Source organism: Caballeronia sp. LZ028, from assembly GCF_031451415.1.
Classification (GTDB): domain Bacteria; phylum Pseudomonadota; class Gammaproteobacteria; order Burkholderiales; family Burkholderiaceae; genus Caballeronia; species Caballeronia zhejiangensis.
Window position 1 is genome coordinate 2,266,088 of record NZ_JARUXN010000001.1, and the last position, 21,154, is coordinate 2,287,241.

Sequence of the window (21,154 nt, forward strand, 5' to 3'; positions counted from 1 at the left end):
CGCTCAGAGAGACTCCATCAGCATGCGTCGATAATCGTCGGCGCTCGCCTCGCGCGGGTTCGTCTTGTGGCAGTGATCCGCGAGCGCGCCCTTCACGACCTTGTCGAACATGCTTTCGTCGACGCCCATCTGCGACAGACGCGTCGGCAGGCCGAGGCGCGCGGTCATGTCGTGCACGGCCTGCGCGACATCGGCGTTATCGGGGAGATTCATCACGCGGCGCATGCGCGCGAAACGCCGGTCCGCGACGACCGTCGGCGCGCTTTCGTTGAAGCGCAGCACGGCAGGCAAGACCACCGCGTTCAGCGTGCCGTGATGCAGCGACGTGCGTCCGTTCACCGCCAGCCCGCCCAGCGGATGCGACAGCGAATGCACGCAGCCGAGGCCCTTCTGGAACGCCATCGCGCCCTGCATCGACGCGGACATCATGTTCAGACGCGCGTCGCGGTCCTGGCCGTCGTGCGTCGCGCGCTCGATGTTGGCCCACGCGCGTTCGAGTCCATCGAGCGCGATGCCGTCGGCGGGCGGATTGAACGCGGGCGCGAGAAACGTTTCGATGCAATGCGCGATCGCGTCCATGCCGGTCGCGGCGGTGAGCGGCGGCGGCAGGCCGAGCGTGAGCGACGGATCGCAGACCGCCGATTTCGGCAGCAGATGCCACGAATGGAAGCCGAGCTTGCGCCCGTCGTTCAGGATGATGATCGCGCCGCGCGCCACTTCGCTGCCCGTGCCCGACGTGGTCGGCACCGCGATCAGCGGCGCCGCGCGCTCGGTGATCTTGCCGCTGCCGCCTTCGATCGTCGCGTAGGTCGTGAGCGGCTCGTCGTGCGTCGCGGCAATCGCCACGCCCTTCGCCAGATCGATCGATGAGCCGCCGCCCACCGCGATCAGGCCGTCGCAGCCTTCGCGCTTGTATTGCGCGGCGGCTTGCATGACCATCGCTTCGGTCGGATTCGACGGCGTGTCGTCGAACACCGGCAGCGCGCCGAGCCGCGCGCTTTCGATCACGCGATCGGCAAGCCCCGCCGCCTTCACGCCTTTATCGGTGATGACGAGCGGACGCTTCATCCCGATGCGCGCGCATTCGCTTTGCAGCGTCTGTAGCGCGTCGTAGCCGAGATGAATGTGGGTCAGATAGAAGATGAAGGCCATGGCGTCAGCGTCGATAAAAGAGGTGCGGCCATGTTGAAACCGCACGCCGGAAGTGTCAATCGGGGTTAGATCGACGCCGACAAGGCGCGCACTTCATCGACGAAGCGCTCGACGGTCCCCCGCTGCGTATCCCACGCGCACATCAGACGGCAGCCGCCCGAGCCGATGAACTGATAGAAGCGCCAGCCCTTCGCGCGCAGCGCCGCCGCGACGTGCGCCGGCAACTCCGCGAACACCGCGTTCGATTCGGGCTTGAAGAGCAGCGACACGCCCGGAATGCCGGCGAGGCGCTCGGCCATCAGCGATGCCATCGCGTTCGCGTGACGCGCGTTGCGCAGCCAGACGTCGTCGTCGAGCAGACCGAGCCACGGCGCGGAAATGAAGCGCATCTTCGAGGCGAGTTGCCCGGCCTGCTTCAGGCGATAGGCAAAATCGGCGGCGAGCGCCTTGTCGAAGAACACGACCGCCTCACCCACCGGCAGACCGTTTTTCGTGCCGCCGAAGCACAGCACATCGACGCCCGCGCGCCACGTGATCTCCGACGGATGCACGTTCAGCGTCGCGACCGCGTTCGCGAAACGCGCGCCGTCCATGTGGATCTTCAGATGCCGCCGCTTGGCGATGGCCGCGATCGCGCGGATCTCCTCGACGGTGTAGACGGTGCCGACTTCCGTCGCCTGCGTAAGCGAGACGACCTTGGGCTTCGGATAGTGGATATCCGAGCGCTTCGTGACGAGTTCCTCGATCGCGTCGGGCGTGAGCTTGCCGTTCTCGCCCTTCGCGGTGAGCAGCTTCGAGCCGCCGGAGAAGAATTCGGGGCCGCCGCATTCATCGGTTTCGATATGCGCGAGTTCGTGGCAGATCACCGAGTGATACGACTGACAGAGCGACGCGAGCGCGAGCGAATTGGCCGCCGTGCCGTTGAAGACGAAGAAGACTTCGCAATCGGTCTGGAAGAGGTTGCGGATGCGGTCGCAGACTTGCGTGGTCCACGAATCGTCGCCATAGGCGGGTTCGTGGCCGCTCGTGTTGGCCTGGATCAGCGCTTGGAGCGCTTCCGGGCAGATGCCTGCGTAGTTGTCGGAGGCGAAGTGTTGGATCGGGTCCGTGGGCGCTGTCATGGGGTCGCTGTGATGGCCGGTTTGAACGCGGCGCGCGCGGACGCTAAGACATCGAACGTCATCGCGCGCGCCGGCAATCGGGCCATTTTAGCGGTTCATCGCCTTCCGAACCGCGTGCGCCTACTTGGTGTTCGGCGCGCTCGCGGCGTTGGCCTGCTGCGCCTGTTGCGCCTGCTTGTCCTTCTTGTTCGCTTCGTGATGGCCGATCGCGCAGCCGCCGATCGCGCCCGCGGTGCCATGTCCGCCCGCGACATGTCCCGCGACGCCGCCGACCGCCGCGCCCTTCAGACAGCCCTTCGCCTGCGCGGCGCCCGTTGCTGCGAGCATCGTCGAAGCCAGAATGATCGATGCGAGTCTGCGATTCATATGTCGTCTCCCTTGTGTTGATGGAACTTCACGGGAAGACGCACGCGCCATACCTGACAGCGTGTAAAGAAAAACGGCCCGATCTTCGTCAGATCGAGCCGTTTTGTCAGAAGCGATGAACGCTTAAAGCTGCTGCTGCACCCATCCGGTCACGCCGGCCAGCGCGGCCGGCAGATTGGCCGGTTCCGTGCCCCCTGCCTGCGCCATGTCGGGACGGCCGCCGCCCTTGCCGCCGACCTGCTGCGCGACGAAATTGACGAGCTCGCCCGCCTTCACCTTTTTCGACGCGTCCGGCGTCACGCCCGCGATCAGGCTGACCTTGCCGCCATCGACCGATGCAAGCACGATCGCCGCGCTCTTGAGCTTGTCCTTGAGCTTGTCGACGGTTTCACGCAGCGTCTTCACGTCCGCGCCTTCGAGTTGCGCGGCGAGCACCTGCACGCCGGAAACATCGACGGCCTTCGAGACGAGTTCGTCGCCCTGGCTCGCCGCCAGCTTCGATTTCAGCGCGCCCAGTTCCTTCTCCAGCGACTTCACGTGCTCCTGAACCTGCGCGATGCGTTGCGTGAGTTCGGACGGTTGCGCCTTCAGCACGCCCGCTGCCGCATTGATGCGCTGATCCAGTTCCTGCACGTAGCGCACGGCGTTGTCGCCGGTGATCGCCTCGACGCGGCGAATGCCCGCCGCCACGCCACCTTCCATCACGATCTTGAAGAAGCCGATGTCGCCGGTGCGCTGCACGTGCGTACCGCCGCACAGCTCGCGCGAGAAGCCGAGATCGAGCACGCGCACGGTGTCGCCGTATTTCTCGCCGAAGAGCGCCATCGCGCCGCCCTTCACCGCGTCGTCGTACGGCATCACGCGCACGACGCCCGGCGCGTTCGCGATGATCTCGTTGTTGACGATCTGCTCGACGCGACGGATTTCTTCGTCCGACATCGGCGCGTTGTGTGCAAAGTCGAAGCGCGTCTTGTCCGCATCGACGAGCGAGCCTTTCTGCTGCACGTGACCGCCGAGCACTTCGCGCAGCGCCTTGTGCATCAAATGCGTGGCCGAGTGATTGCGCGCGGTGCGGGCGCGGCGCACGCCGTCGATTTCCGCCTTCACGACGTCGCCGACCTTGAGCGTGCCCTGCTCGACCGTGCCGTGATGACCGACGACATCGGCCTGCACTTTCAGCGTGTCCGCGACGGCGAAGCGCACGCTTGCGTTCGCGAGCACGCCCTGATCGCCGACCTGGCCGCCCGATTCGGCATAGAACGGCGTGTGATCGAGCACGACGACCGCTTGCTGGCCGTCCTTCACTTCATTGACCGATGCGCCTTCGACGTACAACGCGAGGATTTTCGCGTCGTCGAAGATTTCCTTTTCGTAGCCGTGGAACGTGGACTTCGCGCCCGAGTATTCGAGGCCCGCCGCCAGCTTGAACTTGCCGGCCGCACGCGCCTGATCGCGCTGACGCGCCATCGCGTCGTCGAACGCGGGTTCGTCGACGGTCACGCCACGCTCGCGGCACACGTCCGCCGTGAGGTCGAGCGGGAAGCCGTAGGTGTCGTGCAGCTTGAACGCGAGTTCGCCGTCCAGTTGCTTCACGCCCTTCTTTTCGAGATCGGCGAGTTCGCCTTCGAGGATCGACATACCGTGCTCGATGGTCTCGAAGAAGCGCTCTTCTTCCTGACGCAGCACGTCGGTCACGCGTTGTTGCGCATCGGTGAGTTCCGGATACGCCGCGCCCATTTCCGCGACGAGATCCGCGACGAGCTTGTGGAAGAACGCGCCCTTCTTGCCGAGCTTGTAGCCGTGACGGATCGCGCGGCGCACGATGCGGCGCAGCACGTAGCCGCGGCCTTCGTTGCCGGGAATGACGCCGTCGACGATCAGGAACGAGCATGCGCGGATGTGGTCCGCGATCACCTTCAGCGAGTTGTTTTCCAGGCCCGGCGTGTTCGTTTCGCGCGCCGCGGCCTTGATGAGATTCTGGAACAGGTCGATCTCATAGTTGCTGTGCACGTGCTGCAGCACGGCGGCGAGACGTTCGAGGCCCATGCCGGTATCGACGCACTGCTTGGGCAGCGGCGTCATGTTGCCTTGCGCGTCGCGATTGAACTGCATGAACACGAGATTCCAGATCTCGATGAAGCGGTCGCCGTCTTCTTCGGGCGATCCCGGCGGGCCGCCCCAGATTTCCGGGCCGTGGTCGTAGAACACTTCGGAGCACGGACCGCACGGGCCGGTGTCGGCCATCTGCCAAAAATTGTCCGATGCGTAACGGGCGCCCTTGTTGTCGCCGATGCGGATGATGCGCTCGACCGGCACGCCGATTTCCTTCGCCCAGATATCGAAGGCTTCGTCGTCTTCCTGATAGACCGTGACCGTGAGTTTTTCCGCCGGCAGGTTGTAGACCTTCGTCAGCAGTTCCCAGCAGTAGTGAATCGCGTCGCGCTTGAAGTAATCGCCGAACGAGAAGTTGCCGAGCATCTCGAAGAACGTGTGATGCCGCGCGGTGTAGCCGACGTTCTCCAGATCGTTGTGCTTGCCGCCTGCGCGCACGCTGCGCTGCGCGGTCGTCGCGCGCGAATACGGACGCGATTCGCTGCCCAGGAACACGTCCTTGAACTGGACCATGCCCGAGTTGGTGAAGAGCAGCGTCGGGTCGTTGCCGGGCACGAGGCTCGACGAACGCACGATCGTATGGCCCTTCGATTCGAAAAACTTCAGGAATTTCTCGCGTATTTCGGCGGCTTTCATAGCGTACGGGGCGTGTCTTCGGTTCTTTGATGGCGCCCGCGGGCAGCTGATTTCGCAGGCTGCCGGCGGAACAAGGGTGATTGTCGATTATACGGGATTCGCCGCGCGCGCCCGGGCGATGCGGACGCCCGCGCTATCGCGCACGCCGCGGTTCTGTGCGACAGTCGCACTCCGGAGACACAACGTAGCGAGACACATCGATGGGAGCCTTGAGCCATATTCGCGTGCTGGACCTGACCCGCGTGCTGGCGGGACCGTGGTGCGCGCAGACGCTCGCCGACTTCGGCGCGGACGTCATCAAGATCGAGCGGCCCGGAACCGGCGACGACACCCGTCACTGGGGCCCGCCCTACCTCAAGACGCCCGAGGGCAACGACACGCACGAAGCCGCGTACTACCTCGCGGCGAACCGCAACAAGCGCTCGGTGACGGTCGATATCGCCACGCCCGAAGGCCAGCAGATCGTGCGCGAACTGGCCGCGCAAAGCGATGTCGTCCTCGAAAACTACAAGGCCGGGCAACTGAAGAAGTACGGGCTCGACTACGAGTCGCTGAAGGCCGTGAAGCCGGACATCGTCTATTGCTCGGTGACGGGCTTCGGGCAGACGGGGCCGTACGCGTCGCGCGCGGGCTACGATTTCATCGTGCAGGGCATCGGCGGATTCATGAGCATCACCGGCGAGCGCGACGGCCAGCCTGGCGGCGGTCCGCAGAAAGCGGGGGTGGCGATCGCCGATCTGATGACCGGCATGTACGCGACCATCGGCGTGCTCACCGCGCTCGCGCACCGCGACCGCACGGGCGAGGGCCAATACATCGACATGGCGCTGCTCGACGTGCAGGTCGCGATGCTCGCCAACATGAACACGAATTTTCTCGCGAGCGGCAAGCCGCCGGTGCGCTGGGGCAACGCGCATCCGAACATCGTGCCGTATCAGACCTTCCAGACGAGCGATGGCTGGATCATCGTCGCGGTGGGCAACGACGGGCAGTTCCGCAAGTTCGTCGAAGCGGGCGGACGCCCCGAGCTGGCCGACGACGCGCGTTTCGCGGCGAATCCGTCGCGCGTGCGCAACCGCGACATGCTCGTGCCGATTCTCGCGGACATGGTGCGTCTGAAAGGCAAGCACGAATGGATCGCCGAGCTCGAGGCGGCGGGCGTGCCGTGCGGGCCGATCAACGATCTCGGCGAAGTATTCGAGGATCCGCAAGTGCTCGCGCGCAGGATGCAGATCGATCTGCCGCATCCGACGGCCGGCACCGTGAAACTCGTCGCGAGCCCGATCAAGATGAGCGCGACGCCGCCCGAAGCGCGCACGCATCCGCCGCTGCTAGGCGAGCACACGTCGAGCGTGCTGGCCGACGTGCTCGGCTACGACGAAGCGAAAATCGCGCGATTGCGGGAAAAGAAGGCGATCTGAACCCTTATCGAACGCCCGCGCCGATCAGACCGCCCGCCGCCGCGCCCGCGACGGTGCCGATCGGCCCGCCCGTGACCAGATACCCGAGCGCGCCGCCGGCCGCCGCGCCGACGCCCGCGTGAGCCTGCTGACGCGAGACGTTTGCGCAGGCGGCGAGGCTCGAGACGAGCGCGGCTGCGGCGGCGAATTTGAGCGTCGTGAGGGCGATCTTCTTCATGATGGGCTTCCTTGTGTTGTCGTTGTGATGTGTTGTGCCTGGCGCTCGAGCGTGCCCCTGGAACCGGCGCGCTCGATGCACGCGAGCCGATCTTAAGAGCCCGCGCGCGCGCCTTTCAACGCGATTTACGTCCCGTTACGGCGGTTACGAGGCGTGCCGCGGCACGTAAACCATGTAACGGAACTCGCGAAACGGCGCGACGGCTGGAACCGCCCGGCGAAACAAAGCGCGAGCGCTTCCTCATACGCCGCCGCGGCCTGCCCCGGACGGTTGCGTAAGGTAGAATCGACCCAATATTCAAGGCCTTCGTACGCGTTTCGAGTTTCATCGAGCGCTTCCCGAACCGATCACGCGCGCGAGCGCATCCGCTGCCACTTTTTCCGCATGAACACCGATCGCAACGACGCTCCGGCGCCATCCAATTTCATTCGCAACATCATCGAAGACGACAACCGCTCCGGCAAATGGTCGCAGCGGGTCGAGACGCGCTTTCCGCCGGAGCCGAACGGCTATCTGCATATCGGCCATGCGAAGAGCATCTGCGTGAACTTCGGCCTCGCCGCGGATTACGGCGGCGTGTGCCATCTGCGCTTCGACGATACGAATCCCGAGAAGGAAAGCGTCGAATACGTCGATTCGATCATCGACGCCGTGAAATGGCTCGGCTTCGACTGGAACAAGAACGGCATCGAGCACCGCTATTTCGCGAGCGACTACTACGACAAGCTGTACGAATACGCCGAAATGCTCATCAAGAAGGGCCAGGCGTACGTCGACAGTCAAACGGCCGAAGAGATGCGCGCGACGCGCGGCTCGGCCACCGAAGCCGGCATCAACTCGCCGTATCGCGATCGTTCGCCCGAAGAAAACCTCGACCTCTTCCGCCGCATGAAGGCGGGCGAGTTCAAGGAAGGCGAGCACGTGCTGCGCGCGAAAATCGACATGGCGTCGCCGAACTTCAACATGCGCGATCCGGTCATCTACCGCATCCGCTTCGCGCATCATTACCGTACCGGCGATACGTGGTGCATCTACCCGATGTACGACTACGCGCACTGCGTGTCGGACGCGATCGAGAACATCACGCACTCGCTCTGCACGCTGGAGTTCGAAGATCATCGGCCGCTCTACGACTGGTTCCTCGCGCAGCTCGCGGACGACGGCGTGTTTCAGCGTCCGCTCCCGCAACAAATCGAGTTCTCGCGCCTGAACCTCACCTACGCGATCACGAGCAAGCGCAAGCTGCTGCAGCTCGTGCAGGACAATCACGTCGACGGCTGGGACGATCCGCGCATGCCGACCATCGTCGGCGTGCGTCGCCGCGGCTTTACGCCGGAAAGCATTCGTTTGATGGTCGAGCGCGTCGGCGTGACGAAGGTCGATTCGTGGATCGACATGAGCATTCTCGAAGGCGCACTGCGCGACGATCTCGACGAGAAAGCGCCGCGCGCGATCGCCGTGCTCGATCCGCTGAAGCTCGTCATCGACAACTATCCGGAAGGACAGAGCGAGGAATGCAGCGCGCCGGTGCATCCGCATCATGCGGATCGCGGCGTACGCACGTTCCCGTTCTCGCGCGAATTGTGGATCGAGCGCGAGGACTTTCAGGAAACGCCGCCGAAGGGCTATTTCCGCCTCTTCCCCGGCAACAAGGTGCGTCTGAAGTACGGCTTCATCGTCGAATGCACGGGCGCGGACAAGGACGAGAACGGCAACGTGATCGCCGTGCACTGCAACTACTTCCCGGACAGCAAGTCGGGCACCGAAGGCGCGAACAACTACAAGGTGAAGGGCACGATCCACTGGGTCAGCGCGGCGACCGCTTATGCGGCCGAGGTGCGTCTGTACGACCGTCTGTTCAAGGAACCGCAGCCGGGCGCGGGCGGCGCGGAGTTCCTCGACGCGCTCAATCCGGATTCGAAGCGCGTCGTGAACGCCTATCTCGAACCGAGCGCGCGCGATGCGAACGCCGAAGACCGCTTCCAGTTCGAGCGGCACGGCTACTTCGTCGCGGACCGTGTGGATTCGCAGCCGGGTAAGCCCGTGTTCAACCGCATCGTCAGCCTGCGCGACAGCTGGGGCAAGCCGGCCTGACATCGATGCAACGAGGGCGCCGCGCGGCGCCCTCGTCGTGTCTGGCGGCCCGGCCATACGCCGCTTCCAACGAGGAGAACATGAAGCAGTCGCATTCCTTCGCGCCGCGCCGCACACGGGCCCAACGAAGCGCCGCCCTCGCCTCCGTGCTGCTGTTCGCATCCGCCGGCGCGGGTGCCGCCACGAGCGCCGAACTGGCGACGGCCCAAGCCAGCGTCGATCAGATGCCGCCGTCGGCGACGCTGCGCAAGATCGCCGAGAACGGCGCGATCGTGCTGGGCACGCGCGAATCGTCGGTGCCGTTTTCGTACACGGTGAAGCAGCAGCCAGTGGGCTACTCGTACGACATCGCACTGAAGGTCGTCGACGACATCAGGAAGCGCCTCAAGATGCCGAACCTCGCGGTCAAGAACGTGATGGTCACGTCGGCGAACCGCATCTCTTATGTCGTGAACAATCAGGTCGATCTGGAATGCGGCTCGACCGCGCATGTGGCCGATCGCGATCCGCTCGTCGCGTTCTCGAACAGCTTTTTTCAGTACGGCATCCGCATGGCCGTGAAGAAGAAGTCGGGCATCCGCGATTACGACGATCTCGCGAACAGGACGGTCGTGACGACGGCGGGCACGTCGGACGAGCGCATGCTGCGGCAGATGAGCATCGACAGGAAGCTGAACCTGCGCATCATCAGCGCGCGCGATCATGCGGAGGCGTTCGCCGCGCTGAAGTCGGATCGCGCGGTCGCGTTCGTGATGGACGATCCGCTTCTCTATGGCAAGATCGCGCAGGAAGGCGCGGCGCGCAATGAATACACGGTGACGGGCGCGCCGCTCGCGAACGAAGCGTACGGCTGCATGATGAGAAAGGGCGACCCGGTGTTCAAGCGCATCGTCGACGACGTGATCGCCGGCATGCAGCGCTCGGGCGAAGCCACGAAGCTCTACGAGACGTGGTTCATGCGCCCGATTCCGCCCGACGGCATCAACCTGCAATTCCCGATGTCGCCGGAAATGAAGGCGCTCTTCGCCAATCCCAACGACCGCACGATCGACTGATCGCGCCGGTCAAAGCGTCTCGTGCAGTTCGGCGAGCGAGAGCGTGGTCTGAAAGAGCCGCGCGAGACTGCGGCTCGCGAACTGATCGACATCCGCCGGACTGACCCAGCGATACGCATCCATCTCCGGAATCATGGTGCCGTCGCTGTAGCGCGGGAAAAACGATTCGCACACGCAATTTTCAAGCTGCACTTCCTCGGCGGAAACGCGCACCGCGAACAGATGCAGATCCTTGTCGCGGCGATAGACGAAGCGCCCGAGATCCTTCAGACGTTCAGCGGGCAGCACGATGCCCGTCTCCTCGACGAGCTCGCGCAACGCCGCCTCGCGCGGGTTTTCGCCCGGATCGGCGGCGCCCTTGGGCACGTCCCAGTGCGTGGTTTCGGTCGCGTGACAGAGCAGCACGTCGCCCTGTTCGTTGAGGATGACCACGCCGCACGATACGGTGCGCGAGGTCATCGATCGCTTGCCCGGTTCGTCACTGCTTCTTGAGTTTCCACGTGCCGTCGCTCTGCTTGCATGCGGTCGGGATCCAGGTTTGCGTCTGTCCCTTCGCGTGTGCGACGAGCGTGACCTTGCGGCATTTGAGGCCGCCGGATTCGAAGGTTTCCTGCGGCGTCACCGTTCCGTTGATCGGGACCGTGTTGCCCGTGCCCTCGTTGTTCCAGTCGAGCGATTCGCCGTCCTGCTTCGTGTTGAGCGCGATCTGCGCGGCCTTGTTGAGCGCCTGCAGGTCGCGCTGCTTCATGTAGGTGATCGGCGTGTTGTTCAGGAAGCCGAGATTGGCGGCGGATGCGGTCGCGCTCACGGCGACGAGCGCGGCTGCCGCGATCGTCCGGAGAGAGGCGTGAGCGAACGCTCGATCTCGTATCGGCATGAAGTTTCTCCTCGTTGCATTGGTGTTTCGCCGATGACCGCGCCGGCCGTCGGCTGCAACGAGAATAGCATGAGGCGCGGGCCGCGCCGCCCGCGCTGTCTCAGTTATGCGCGGACTTCATTTCGTTGATGCCGATGCCCTTTTGCGAGTCCTTGTCCCTCGCCGGATCGTAGTCGTCGGTGAGCGTGCCGAGGAACGCGACGACGTCCTTGATCTCGGCTTCGTCGAGCGCGGGTTTGTCGCCTTTCTTGCGATCGAACGGCGGCTCGGTGTTGACGTTCTCCCAGTACTTCTTCGGCAGGTCGTCGAACTTCTGCACGGCGCCGTTCTTCGACACCGGATAGAACTTTTCTGGATTCGTGTCGCGCTCGACATAGAAACGCACCACGTCTTCCAGACGATGATAGATGCCGTTATGGAAGAAGGTCTTGCGCGTCGCGACGTTGCGCAGCGACGGCGTGCGGAAGATCCCGCAATACTCGTCCATGCCCTTCAGGTCGCGACGCTCGGGACCGCATGCGCCGAGATCGTGGAAATTCGGATTCTTGTTGATCGGCAAGGCGCGGTTGCGCGGCACGCCGATCGCGATCAGGCCGAAGTCGCTGAACTGCGGCGGCGAGCCGTCCTTCGCGCGCTGGCTGATGTGGCACGACGCGCAATTGCCCTTGTTCTCGTCGTTGAAGAGTTGCAGGCCGTGCATTTCGGCGTCGTTGAGCTTCGCGCGGCCGGCGAGGAACGCGTCGTACTTGCTCGTGTACGGATAGAACTTGTCGGGCGATTGCTCGAACGCTTCGAGCGATTCCAGCACCGACGCGAACGCCTTGTCGTCGCTTGCGAAGACATCGGCGCCGAACGCGCGGCGGAAATCATCGGCATAGGACGACGCCTTCACCGCCGCGACGACCTTGCCCGGCGTGCTGCCCATTTCGAACGACGACAGAATCGGGATGCGCGCCTGATCCGATCCGCGATCGACGCGGCCGTCCCACGTCAGGCCGCCGGTCGGTCCGGCATCGACGCTTTCGTCGCCTTCATCGTCGGAATCGTGGAAGTGACGCGTGAAGGCCGGCACCGACTGCAAGTACTTGAGCGACGGCACCGCGCGAAAGCCCGCCTGATGCATGTCGTTGCCGCCGAGCTGCACGGACAGCGCATTCGGCGGCCCGAACGCATGACTCGGGCTATGGCACGACGCGCACGCGAGCTTGCCCGACCCGGACAGCGACGGATCGAAGAAAAGCTTCTCGCCGAGCGAGGTGATCTGCTTCACATGCGCGAATACTTCCGCGCGCGATTGACCGTGCGGCGCCGAGTTGTCCGCGTTGGCCGCATTCACCGTCTTGGCCGCGACGTTCGCCGCGTGCGAATCGCAGCCGCTCATCGCCGCCGAAAACGCGGCAAGCGCGATGGAACACAGGACGAACGGCAGGCGCATCGAAGACATGGCGTAGGAGGCGGAATCGAAAGATGCCGAAGCGTATGTCGTCTGCGTGTCTTTCATGTGACAAGCCTCGACGCTTTCACATCGAACCATCTACGCGAAATTTATTAAGCAAACATTACGCAAACGAAAGCGTTATTACATGGTTGCGTCAATTTGCGTTGCGACACTGCGCACGCCGGCGAGCAAAGACTCATTCGACGATGAAGCCGCGCCGTGCGCCGGTCCCCAACACAAGAGAGATCCTCAATGAACAAGAAACTCGTTTGCGCGGTGCCGATCGTGGCCACTGCCGCATTCGGCCTCTACGCATGCGGTGGCGACGACCATCACGACAGCAGCGATATTTCTTCGGTGAAGAACGTCGTCGTGATCTACGCGGAAAATCGCAGCTTCGACAATCTGTACGGGCATTTCCCCGGCGCGAACGGCCTGCAGAACGTGACGGCGGCGAGCGCGCAGCAACTCGACCGCGACGGCAGCGTTCTGCCGACATTGCCGACGATCTGGACCGGCCTGACGGCGACGGGCGTGACGCCCGCGATCACCGCGGCGATGACGACGAATCTGCCGAACGCGCCCTTCGCCATCGACGATCCGAAGGGCTTCAACATTCAGCTCAACGTCACGACGCGCGATCTGTATCACCGCTTCTACGAGAATCAGATGCAGATCGACGGCGGCAAGAACGACAAGTTCGCCGCGTGGGGCGATTCGGGCGCGCTCGTGATGGGTCACTACGACACGCCGCCGGACAAGCTGCCCCTCTACAAGATCGCGCAGCAATACACGCTCGCGGACAACTTCTTCATGGGCGCGTTCGGCGGCTCGTTCCTGAATCACCAGTGGCTCGTCTGCGCCTGCACGCCGATCTATCCGAACGCGGACAAGAGCGTCGCGTCCGGCTCGATTTCGGCCGTGAATGCCGATGGGGTGTCGCTGAAGCTCAAGACGAATCCGCCGCCTTCGGCGCTCACCGGCTCGGCGGACGCGCAGTTCGTGAACTCGGGCACGCTCACGCCCGACTTCTACGCCGTCAACACGATGCAGCCGCCGTATCAGCCGAGCGGCAACCCGGCGCCCGCGGGCGTCGATCCGGCGCTCGGCGATGCGACCAAGGCCAACACGCTGCCGCCGCAGACGCAGCAGCACATCGGCGATCTGCTGAACAGCGCGGGCGTGAGTTGGGCGTGGTACGGCGGCTCGTGGGCGGCGGCGCTCGCGAACCGCTCGGTCATCAACGGCGCGGTCAACGTCGTGCCTGACTTCCAGACGCATCATCAGCCGTTCAACTACTTCGCCGATCTCGCGCCCGGTACGGCGAACCGCGCGCAACACTTGCTCGACGGCGGCACGAACGGTTCGGAGTTCATCAAGGCGATCGACGCGGGCACGCTGCCGCAAGTCGCGTTCTACAAGCCGCAGGGCAACCTGAACGAGCACGCCGGTTACACGGACGTCGCGCAGGGCGACCAGCACATCGCCGATCTGATCTCGCATTTGCAGAAGAGCCCGCAGTGGAAGAACATGGTCGTCGTCGTGACGTACGACGAAAACGGCGGCTTCTGGGATCACGTCGCGCCGCCGAAGGGCGATCGCTGGGGTCCGGGCACGCGCATTCCGGCGCTCATCATTTCGCCGTACGCGAAGAAGGGCTTCGTCGATCACACGCAGTACGACACCACGTCGATCCTTCGCTTCATCACGAAGCGCTTCAACCTGCCGACGCTGCCGGGCCTCGCCTCGCGAGACGCCGCGCTGGTGGCGAACGGCGCGCCGAAGATGGGCGATCTGACCAACGCGCTCGACTTCTCGCAGTAAGCATCGCGCGCACGCAACAATGACAGGGCCGCGGCTTTCGAAGCCGCGGCCCTTTCTTTTTGCCGACGATCAAGCGAGCGCGAAGATCGTCGCCAGATCGCTCGTGCGCGACGCGCCCGCTTGCGCGAGAACGCGCGCTTCCAGTTCGTCGATGTGCGTACGCATCGCAGTTAGCGCGGCATCGAGATCGCCCTGTTCGAGGGCGTCGATGAGTTGCGCGTGTTCATCGGATGAGCAGTTCGACAGCTTCGATGGATCGAAAAGCGCCTTGTAGAGCTCGGTCTTCGCGACGAGCCTCGCGAGAAACGCCTCCACTTCCGGCGCGCCCGCGAGTTCCGCGAGGAGCACATGAAACTGGCCCGCGAGACGCACGCATTCCGCGACGCTTCCCGCTTTCAGCGCGCGCTGTTCGGCCTTGACGTGAGCGCGCAACGCACGCAACGCCTTCACGCTCAACGCGCCGCACAGCGATGCGACGATGCCCGCCTCCACCACTAGCCGCGCGCGATAAACCTCGCGGATGTCGTCGACGGTCGGCGACGGCACGAACGCGCCGCGATTCGCTTCGAGCGTGAGCTTGCCTTCCGCGCCGAGGCGCGCGAGCACCTTGCGGATCGTGCCGCGCGTGCACTCGAAGGCTGCGGCGAGCTCGCGCTCGACGAGCTGCGCGCCGGGCGCGAGCTTGCCCTGCAAAAGCGCGGACGCGATTGCCGCGTAGACGCGCTCGTCCGCGGAAATGTCCTTCGATGAAGTGTCCTTGCGTGATGCCATGATGCCCGCCGTGCTTGCGATGAATCGCATTGTAGCGAGCGCGCACCGCCGCGTACGAATGCGCCCTATTCGGTTCGTCGTATTTTTGGTTGACCAAAAATAGATAGAATGGTCAACCATTTCGCACCGAGGATGAGTCACATGAAAGCATCGAACGTCGCGTGGCTCGCGGTGATCGTCGCGATCGGCCTGAATCTGCGGCCGCTGCTCACGTCCGTCAGTCCGCTGATGGGCGTGATCTTGCACGCGACAGGACTGTCGTTTCGCGGGGCGTCGATGCTGACCGGCTTGCCCGTCGTCGCGATGGGCGCGTGCGCGTTCGGCGCGAGCGCGCTGTCACGCTCGGTCGGCAATGCGCGCGGCGTGGCGCTCGGGCTCATCGCGATCGTCGCGGCGTGCGCGGCGCGCCTCGTCGCGGGGAACGCGGTGGCGCTCGTCGCGAGCGCGGCCATCGCGGGCACGGGCGTCGCCGTCATTCAGGCGCTCTTGCCGGGCGTGATGAAGACGCGCTTTCCCGCGCGCCTGCCCTTCGCGATGGGCCTCTATTCCGCATCGATCATGGCGGGCGGCGGGCTCGGCGCGAGCATCACGCCGGCGGTCGCATCGCGCGTGACGTGGCAGGCTGGACTCGCGTTCTGGGCTGTTCCCGCGCTGATCGCGCTCGCGGCGTGGATGATGCTGATGCGCGCCGATGCGTTGCCGCGCGTCGCATCGACGGGCCGCGCGAAGCCCGCGCCGTCGCTCTTTCTCAATCGTCGCGCGTGGACGCTCGGGATTTTCTTCGGGCTCGTCAATGGCGGCTATACGAGCCTCGTCGCGTGGATGCCCGCGTATTACCAGCAACTCGGCCGCGGCGTGACCGAAAGCGGCGCGCTGCTGGCGATGCTCACGGCGTTCCAGGCGTCGTCCGCGCTGCTGTTGCCGATGGCGGCGGCGCGTTTCGGACGCGGCAGGGATCGTCGTCCGTGGATCGCGCTCGGCCTCGCCGCGCAGCTCGCGGGGTTCGCGCTGTTGCTAGTGGCGCCGCTTGCCGCGCCGCTCGCCGTCGTCGCGTTGCTCGGCGCGGGCCTTGGCGGTGTGTTCGCCCTTTCGCTCGTGCTGACGCTCGATCACGCCGACGATCCCGCGTTGGCCGCGCGGCTCGTCGCGTTCGTGCAGGGCGTGGGGTTCGTGATCGCGGCGATTGCGCCGGTCGTCGCGGGCATCGTGCGCGACGTGAGCGGCGGCTTCTCGATGTCGTGGATGATGCTCGCCGCGAGCCTCGTCGCGATGATCGCGCTCGACGTCGTGTTCGCCCCGCGCGGGTACGCGCGCGCGATGCGGTCCGCGCGGGTCAGCGAACCGCGTGACAGGCGAAGAACTCGTCGAGCAGATCGGTCATCTGCCATACGGGACACGGACGGCGGCAATGCCCGTCGTAGCCCGCTTCCTTGAGATGCGCGATCGGCTCTTCGGGCAGGAAACCGCTCATCGCGATGATGAGGCGAGTGGCGTCGTCATCGGCTTCGCGCAGCGCCCGCACCAGCGCGTAGTTGCCGGAACCTCCGATGCGCGTATCGAGAAAAAGCACATGCGGACGCCATTGCTCGACGATGTTTCTGGCCGATGACACATCCGCCGCAAGCTGCGCCGGAAAGCCCTTCAGCTCGAACAGCGACGCAAGCGATGCGCCGAGCACGCGTTCCGGCAGCGCGAGCAGCACGCGGCGCGATTCCGGTTGCAGGCGCAGCTTCTTGCGATTCCAAAGCGAGCATTGCGCCGGGCTGGTTTCGTATGCTCGATTGTTCAAGTCACCCTCTTTCGACGATGCGGTACGCACCGTCACCGTTGTGGCGCACCGCGCGCCACGATGACGCATCGGCGCACCGTCGATGGGCGGCACGTCTGCTTGTACGAGATGGTTAAATTTGTGAAGCGTTGTGTGGCGCGGAGTTGCCGGGATCGGGCGCGCACGCGGGGGAAGGACGGGCAGGAAGCGGGCCAGGCGATGGCGCCTCGCTGCTTGCTTTGCGCGGAGCGCAAAGCAAAAAGCCCAGCCGAAGGAAGACTGGGCTTTTGCCTGTGTGCAGCCGTTTGGCCCGCCCTACACGACTCGAACGTGTGACCTACGGCTTAGAAGGCCGTTGCTCTATCCAGCTGAGCTAAGGGCGGAGAACCGGAACGCGCGGCGGAAGCAACGCGAGTAAGACGCGAGACAACCGCGAAAACCGCCGCGAATCAGAAGAGATCGCGATTTTACCTCATTCGCCGCTGCCCTTGTCCCGGCTCGTCACATCGGCTGCGGATGCATCATGAACCAGCCGAGGAAGAAGATTCCCGCGATCACGCAATACACGCCGAACGACGCGAGCTTGCCGTGGCCTTCGAAGTAGCGCATCAGGAAGCGCACGCTCAGATACGCCGCGATGCCCGTCAGCACCCCGCCCAGCACCGAATCGGCGAGTTGTCCCGGCGCGTGAAAGAGCTTCGGCAATTCGAGCACGCCCGCCGCGAAGATGATCGGCGTGCCGAGCAGGAACGAGAATTCCGCCGCCGCTTCAGCCGTGAGACCCGCGCCCACGCCCGCGATCATCGTCAGGCCGCTGCGCGAAAAGCCCGGAATCAGCGCGCCGATCTGCGCGAGCCCGACCAGAAACGCCTGCCTGAACGTGAGCTTTTCCGGCGCCCGCGTCGCGCGGCTTCGCTGCAGACGGTCACCGAGCCACAGCAGCACGCCGTTGACGATCAGCGCCGCCGCGACGATCCGCAGATCGTGAAAGATGGCCTCGAGCCGCTTCTCGAGCAGCAAGCCGACGATGCCCGTCGGAATCGTGCCGATGATGAGCGCCCACATCATGTGCCCATCGTCGTTCTTGCGTCCGCCGAGCGACGCGAAGAAGCCGCGGATCAGCGCGATCCAGCGTTCACGGAAATACCAGAGCAGCGCGACGGCCGTGCCCAGATGCAGCGCGACGAGAAACGGCAGCAGTTGCGGCGCGTGCTTGTCGATGTGCATGCCGATCAGGCCGGGAACGAGGAGCGTGTGCCCGAGGCTGCTGACAGGAAAGAGCTCGGTTACGCCCTGGAGCACGCTTAAGAAAACGAGAAACCACAAAGTCACGCGTCGGTCCTTTTTCGGGGAAGGTGGAGGACGCGCCGTGCAGTTCCATTCCTCGCGTCACGCGAAGCCAAAGATGCCGGACAGGGAATGTGGAACAGGAAGGATGAGTCGATACGGCGCGCAAACGGGACCGATTATGCCGTCGGCTAAATCGAGCGCCAAGCGCTTACCGCACACAAATTGCGCCGACAGTCAATCGTCGGCAAAACGAAGCATTATCGAAAGTCGATGACAGGCAATACGAAAGCGAGCGCGCCTCCGAACGGGACGCGGACTCGCAATTCGGCGATCGCCCGTCAGGCCTTCAGCTTGTAGAGGAAAAGCGCCGTGCTTGCCCCGAAGAGCCCGAACATCGCGACGCCATTGCCATCGCCAGATCCATGGTTACTCCTTGTCCGTCTGATTCCCAACACAGGGAGCATATAACAACATATTGCATAAGCCTTGCTTAGTCGCAATTTCCCGCAAAGGGTTTTTCCGGACAGAATTCCAAGGCAGAATCGTCGGGTTGAGCCGCGTCGCTCAGGAGCGTGCGCGGCGTCTCGCCATCCAACGGAGCGCCTGCCATCATGTCACCGGAATCCGACATCATCGAAATCGAGCGCGACGGCGCCGCCATCGAGCTCGCGCCGCACGCGGGCGGACGGCTCATGACCTGGCGCGTCGGCGGCAAGTCCGTCGTGCACTGGCCCGACGCCGCCGACTGGTCCAATCCCGCGAAGATCCGCGGCGGCAATCCGCTGCTCTTTCCGTTTCTCGGACGGCATTTCGTCGATGGCGAAATCGGCAAGTGGCGCGATCCGGAAGGCATCGTGCATGCGCTGCCGACGCACGGCTTCGCGCGCAACCTGCCCTTTTCCCACACGCGCGACGCCGACGGCCACGGCCTGCGCATGACGCTCGTCGACAGCGACGCCACCCGCGACGGCTATCCGTTCGCGTTCCGCTTCGAGGCGGCGTACCGCATCGTCGACGGCCATACGCTCGAAGTCGAGCTGACGACGTCGAATCCGGGCGAGGTCGCGCTGCCCTACTACGCCGGGCATCACTTCTATTTTCATCTGCCGCACGGCCAGCGCGGCGAGAGCAGCGTCGCGCTGCCGCACACCGAACGGCGCCGTCAGCTTCCGGACGGCTCGATCACCGAAGCCGAGCCCGGCCTGCCGCGTTATTCGCTCGCCGATCCGGGCATCGTCGATACGTTTCATTGCCTCACGCGACAGTCCGACGAACCGGTGCTGTTGAATCTGCCGGGCCTGAAGCGCACGATCGCCTTCGAGTTGCAGCAGCCCGATTCCGTGCCGTGGTACGCGGTCACGACCTGGACCGAATCCGACGCATCGGACTTCTATTGCGTCGAACCGTGGATCGGCCTGCCCGATGCCATCCACAACGGGCGCGGCCTGCGCTGGCTCGCGCCGGGCAAGACGGAGACGGCTTCGCTGCGGCTCGTCGTCGGCGAGCAGGCGTAGGCGAAGCGGCGTCATTCTGTCCGGGGAAACCCGAGACGGTAAAATCCTGCCTTTCGATTCGCCGCGCGGCTGTGCTCGCACTGCTCGCGGCGATGCTTTGCGAGGTCAGGTTTGCAAAAAACAATTCGACGGCTCGTCTGCGCATCGCTCATCGCAGTGTTGGCCGCTTGTGGAACGGGGCCGGTCGCGCCGGGTTTCTATCGTGTAGAGCGTGGAGACACGGTTTCCAAAATCGCGCGCGAGAATCGCACGACGATCGCGAACATCAAGCGCTGGAACGGGCTCGCGAATCCCGACGCCATCGAGGTCGGACAGGTGCTGCGCATCGCGCCGCCTGCGGGCAGCGCGAGCACCGCGGATTCATCGGGTGCGGCGGCAACGGGCAGCGCGAAGAGCGAAGCCGGCGCGCAGGCGTCCTCGCAGAGCAAGGCCGGACCGGGCGTCACGCTCGTGTGGCCGGCGCAGGGCAGCGTCGTTCGCAGCTTCGACGGCAAGAACTCGAAGGGCATCGACATCGCCAATGCGGCGGGCACGCCCGTCGTCGCCGCCGCGAGCGGCAATGTCGTCTACGCCGGCAACGGTCTGCGCGGCTACGGCAACATGCTGATCGTCAAGCATGACGACGATTATCTGACCGCCTACGCCCACAATCGCGTGCTTCTGGTGAAGGAAGGCCAGACCGTGCAGCAGGGCCAGCAAATCGCCGAAATGGGCGACACCGACAGCAATCGCACCATGCTGCATTTCGAAGTGCGCTACATGGGCCGCTCGACGGACCCGGCGCGCTATCTGCCGCCGCGCTGACAGCCGGCGGCCGCTTTAAGGAAGATCGATGAGATTGACGATGAGGATGAACACTGCCGCGCTCGGCGCGGCTCTCGCGCTCACCGGCGCGCTGGCCGGCTGCGCGAGCGGCCCGACGATGACCTATCTGCCTTCGGGCGACACGGGCTTCGCGATCAACTGCAGCGGCGGCGACGCGGCGACGAGCTGGGCGGCCTGCTACAAGCAGGCGGGTGAAACGTGCGGCGCGTACGGTTACGACGTGATTTCGAAGGATGCGGACAACGGCGCGACCGCAGGCGGCACGGTGGGCGGAATCTTCGGCGCGAACATCAAGAACCGTTCGATGGTGATCCGCTGCAAGCAGTAACGCCCGTCAGCGGTCTTTCGGCGCCCACGTGCGCCAATGCCCCGACAACGGATCGATATGCGCGGCAAACGCCACGAGCGAAGCGACGGCGAGCGGCGCGACAGCAGCAAAAATCCAGAGCAGATCCATGACAGATACATTTTGCAACAAGTTCGGGCGATGATACCCGAGCGGCAAAAGTTTCGTTGGATGAATCCCGCCGAAATCGCCGAAACGGAAAGAGTTACGCATTACGGTTTCTTGCATCCCTGCACGAGGCGCGCCTTGCATCCCGTTACGCACGGAAACAAGCGCATACAGCCGTGACGCGCTCGAATTCCTAGACTGGCGGCAGCCCGTGCCGTA

Annotated in this window: 20 protein-coding genes and 1 tRNA gene; 8 read left to right on the plus strand and 13 right to left on the minus strand. The window is 64.5% G+C overall.

Features of this window, described 5'->3' with window-relative positions:
- Nucleotides 1–3: 3 nt before the first annotated feature.
- The 4 genes from QCE58_RS10720 to alaS form a co-directional block, all read right to left on the minus strand.
- The gene (locus tag QCE58_RS10720; RefSeq protein WP_250439987.1) at nt 4–1,152 is read right to left on the minus strand and encodes an iron-containing alcohol dehydrogenase; all 1,149 of its coding nucleotides are present in this window, start codon (nt 1,150–1,152) and stop codon (nt 4–6) included.
- 65 nt (nt 1,153–1,217) lie between these two features.
- A complete protein-coding gene (locus QCE58_RS10725; RefSeq protein WP_033537101.1) occupies nt 1,218–2,252 on the minus strand; it encodes a low specificity L-threonine aldolase in 1,035 nt (344 codons plus the stop codon).
- A 141-nt stretch (nt 2,253–2,393) separates the two neighbouring features.
- Nucleotides 2,394–2,639 carry a hypothetical protein gene (locus tag QCE58_RS10730; RefSeq protein ID WP_008341990.1) on the minus strand — a complete coding sequence of 82 codons (246 nt, stop codon included), beginning with the start codon at nt 2,637–2,639 and terminating at the stop codon, nt 2,394–2,396.
- Nucleotides 2,640–2,762: 123 nt separating this feature from the next.
- On the minus strand, nt 2,763–5,387 hold the full coding sequence (gene alaS, locus QCE58_RS10735) for an alanine--tRNA ligase (protein ID WP_250521217.1): 2,625 nt from the start codon (nt 5,385–5,387) through the stop codon (nt 2,763–2,765).
- A gap of 200 nt (nt 5,388–5,587) precedes the next feature.
- Here alaS and QCE58_RS10740 point away from each other — a divergent pair, with 200 nt between their 5' ends.
- The gene (locus QCE58_RS10740; RefSeq protein ID WP_175982533.1) at nt 5,588–6,808 is read left to right on the plus strand and encodes a CaiB/BaiF CoA-transferase family protein; all 1,221 of its coding nucleotides are present in this window, start codon (nt 5,588–5,590) and stop codon (nt 6,806–6,808) included.
- Between the two features lie 4 nt (nt 6,809–6,812).
- Here the strand turns inward: QCE58_RS10740 and QCE58_RS10745 are convergent, their stop codons facing one another.
- On the minus strand, nt 6,813–7,025 hold the full coding sequence (locus QCE58_RS10745; RefSeq protein ID WP_008341996.1) for a hypothetical protein: 213 nt from the start codon (nt 7,023–7,025) through the stop codon (nt 6,813–6,815).
- A gap of 384 nt (nt 7,026–7,409) precedes the next feature.
- Here QCE58_RS10745 and QCE58_RS10750 point away from each other — a divergent pair, with 384 nt between their 5' ends.
- Both QCE58_RS10750 and QCE58_RS10755 read left to right on the plus strand, forming a co-directional pair.
- Entirely contained in the window at nt 7,410–9,119 is a 1,710-nt protein-coding gene (locus tag QCE58_RS10750; RefSeq protein WP_250521218.1) for a glutamine--tRNA ligase/YqeY domain fusion protein, read from the plus strand.
- 80 nt (nt 9,120–9,199) lie between these two features.
- The gene (locus tag QCE58_RS10755) at nt 9,200–10,174 is read left to right on the plus strand and encodes a transporter substrate-binding domain-containing protein (protein WP_008341999.1); all 975 of its coding nucleotides are present in this window, start codon (nt 9,200–9,202) and stop codon (nt 10,172–10,174) included.
- 9 nt (nt 10,175–10,183) lie between these two features.
- Here the strand turns inward: QCE58_RS10755 and QCE58_RS10760 are convergent, their stop codons facing one another.
- From QCE58_RS10760 to QCE58_RS10770, 3 genes are all read right to left on the minus strand, one after another.
- Nucleotides 10,184–10,633: an NUDIX hydrolase gene (locus tag QCE58_RS10760; RefSeq protein ID WP_250439990.1), complete on the minus strand. Its 450-nt coding sequence runs from the start codon at nt 10,631–10,633 to the stop codon at nt 10,184–10,186.
- Between the two features lie 19 nt (nt 10,634–10,652).
- Nucleotides 10,653–11,051, minus strand: coding sequence for an RT0821/Lpp0805 family surface protein (locus QCE58_RS10765; protein WP_008342001.1), 399 nt, complete (start codon nt 11,049–11,051; stop codon nt 10,653–10,655).
- 100 nt (nt 11,052–11,151) lie between these two features.
- Nucleotides 11,152–12,495: a cytochrome-c peroxidase gene (locus QCE58_RS10770; protein ID WP_250521219.1), complete on the minus strand. Its 1,344-nt coding sequence runs from the start codon at nt 12,493–12,495 to the stop codon at nt 11,152–11,154.
- Nucleotides 12,496–12,741: 246 nt separating this feature from the next.
- Between QCE58_RS10770 and QCE58_RS10775 the strand changes: the two genes are divergently transcribed.
- The gene (locus QCE58_RS10775; RefSeq protein WP_244807461.1) at nt 12,742–14,313 is read left to right on the plus strand and encodes an acid phosphatase; all 1,572 of its coding nucleotides are present in this window, start codon (nt 12,742–12,744) and stop codon (nt 14,311–14,313) included.
- A 69-nt stretch (nt 14,314–14,382) separates the two neighbouring features.
- Here QCE58_RS10775 and QCE58_RS10780 read toward each other — a convergent pair whose 3' ends face one another.
- Nucleotides 14,383–15,084, minus strand: coding sequence for a GntR family transcriptional regulator (locus QCE58_RS10780; protein ID WP_250521220.1), 702 nt, complete (start codon nt 15,082–15,084; stop codon nt 14,383–14,385).
- Between the two features lie 141 nt (nt 15,085–15,225).
- Between QCE58_RS10780 and QCE58_RS10785 the strand changes: the two genes are divergently transcribed.
- Complete coding sequence (locus tag QCE58_RS10785; RefSeq protein WP_250521221.1) at nt 15,226–16,518, plus strand: cyanate transporter; 1,293 nt, start codon at nt 15,226–15,228, stop codon at nt 16,516–16,518.
- On the opposite strand, the gene QCE58_RS10790 is transcribed toward QCE58_RS10785, so the two are convergent.
- The 3 genes from QCE58_RS10790 to QCE58_RS10800 form a co-directional block, all read right to left on the minus strand.
- Complete coding sequence (locus QCE58_RS10790) at nt 16,418–16,873, minus strand: response regulator (protein WP_063828766.1); 456 nt, start codon at nt 16,871–16,873, stop codon at nt 16,418–16,420. The two genes, QCE58_RS10785 and QCE58_RS10790, sit on opposite strands and share 101 nt — an antisense overlap.
- Nucleotides 16,874–17,158: 285 nt before the next feature.
- A tRNA-Arg gene (locus tag QCE58_RS10795) sits at nt 17,159–17,235 on the minus strand.
- Nucleotides 17,236–17,353: 118 nt separating this feature from the next.
- The gene (locus QCE58_RS10800) at nt 17,354–18,184 is read right to left on the minus strand and encodes an undecaprenyl-diphosphate phosphatase (protein ID WP_008342009.1); all 831 of its coding nucleotides are present in this window, start codon (nt 18,182–18,184) and stop codon (nt 17,354–17,356) included.
- Between the two features lie 569 nt (nt 18,185–18,753).
- Between QCE58_RS10800 and QCE58_RS10805 the strand changes: the two genes are divergently transcribed.
- The 3 genes from QCE58_RS10805 to QCE58_RS10815 all read left to right on the plus strand — a co-directional run bounded on the left by QCE58_RS10805 (nt 18,754) and on the right by QCE58_RS10815 (nt 20,809).
- The gene (locus QCE58_RS10805) at nt 18,754–19,656 is read left to right on the plus strand and encodes an aldose epimerase (protein ID WP_250521222.1); all 903 of its coding nucleotides are present in this window, start codon (nt 18,754–18,756) and stop codon (nt 19,654–19,656) included.
- Nucleotides 19,657–19,767: 111 nt separating this feature from the next.
- Nucleotides 19,768–20,460, plus strand: a complete 693-nt coding sequence (locus tag QCE58_RS10810) for a peptidoglycan DD-metalloendopeptidase family protein (protein ID WP_244807465.1) — start codon at nt 19,768–19,770, stop codon at nt 20,458–20,460.
- 28 nt (nt 20,461–20,488) lie between these two features.
- Nucleotides 20,489–20,809, plus strand: coding sequence for a hypothetical protein (locus tag QCE58_RS10815; protein WP_175982542.1), 321 nt, complete (start codon nt 20,489–20,491; stop codon nt 20,807–20,809).
- A gap of 6 nt (nt 20,810–20,815) precedes the next feature.
- Here QCE58_RS10815 and QCE58_RS10820 read toward each other — a convergent pair whose 3' ends face one another.
- Nucleotides 20,816–21,079, minus strand: coding sequence for a hypothetical protein (locus QCE58_RS10820; protein ID WP_235366331.1), 264 nt, complete (start codon nt 21,077–21,079; stop codon nt 20,816–20,818).
- Nucleotides 21,080–21,154: the final 75 nt, after the last annotated feature.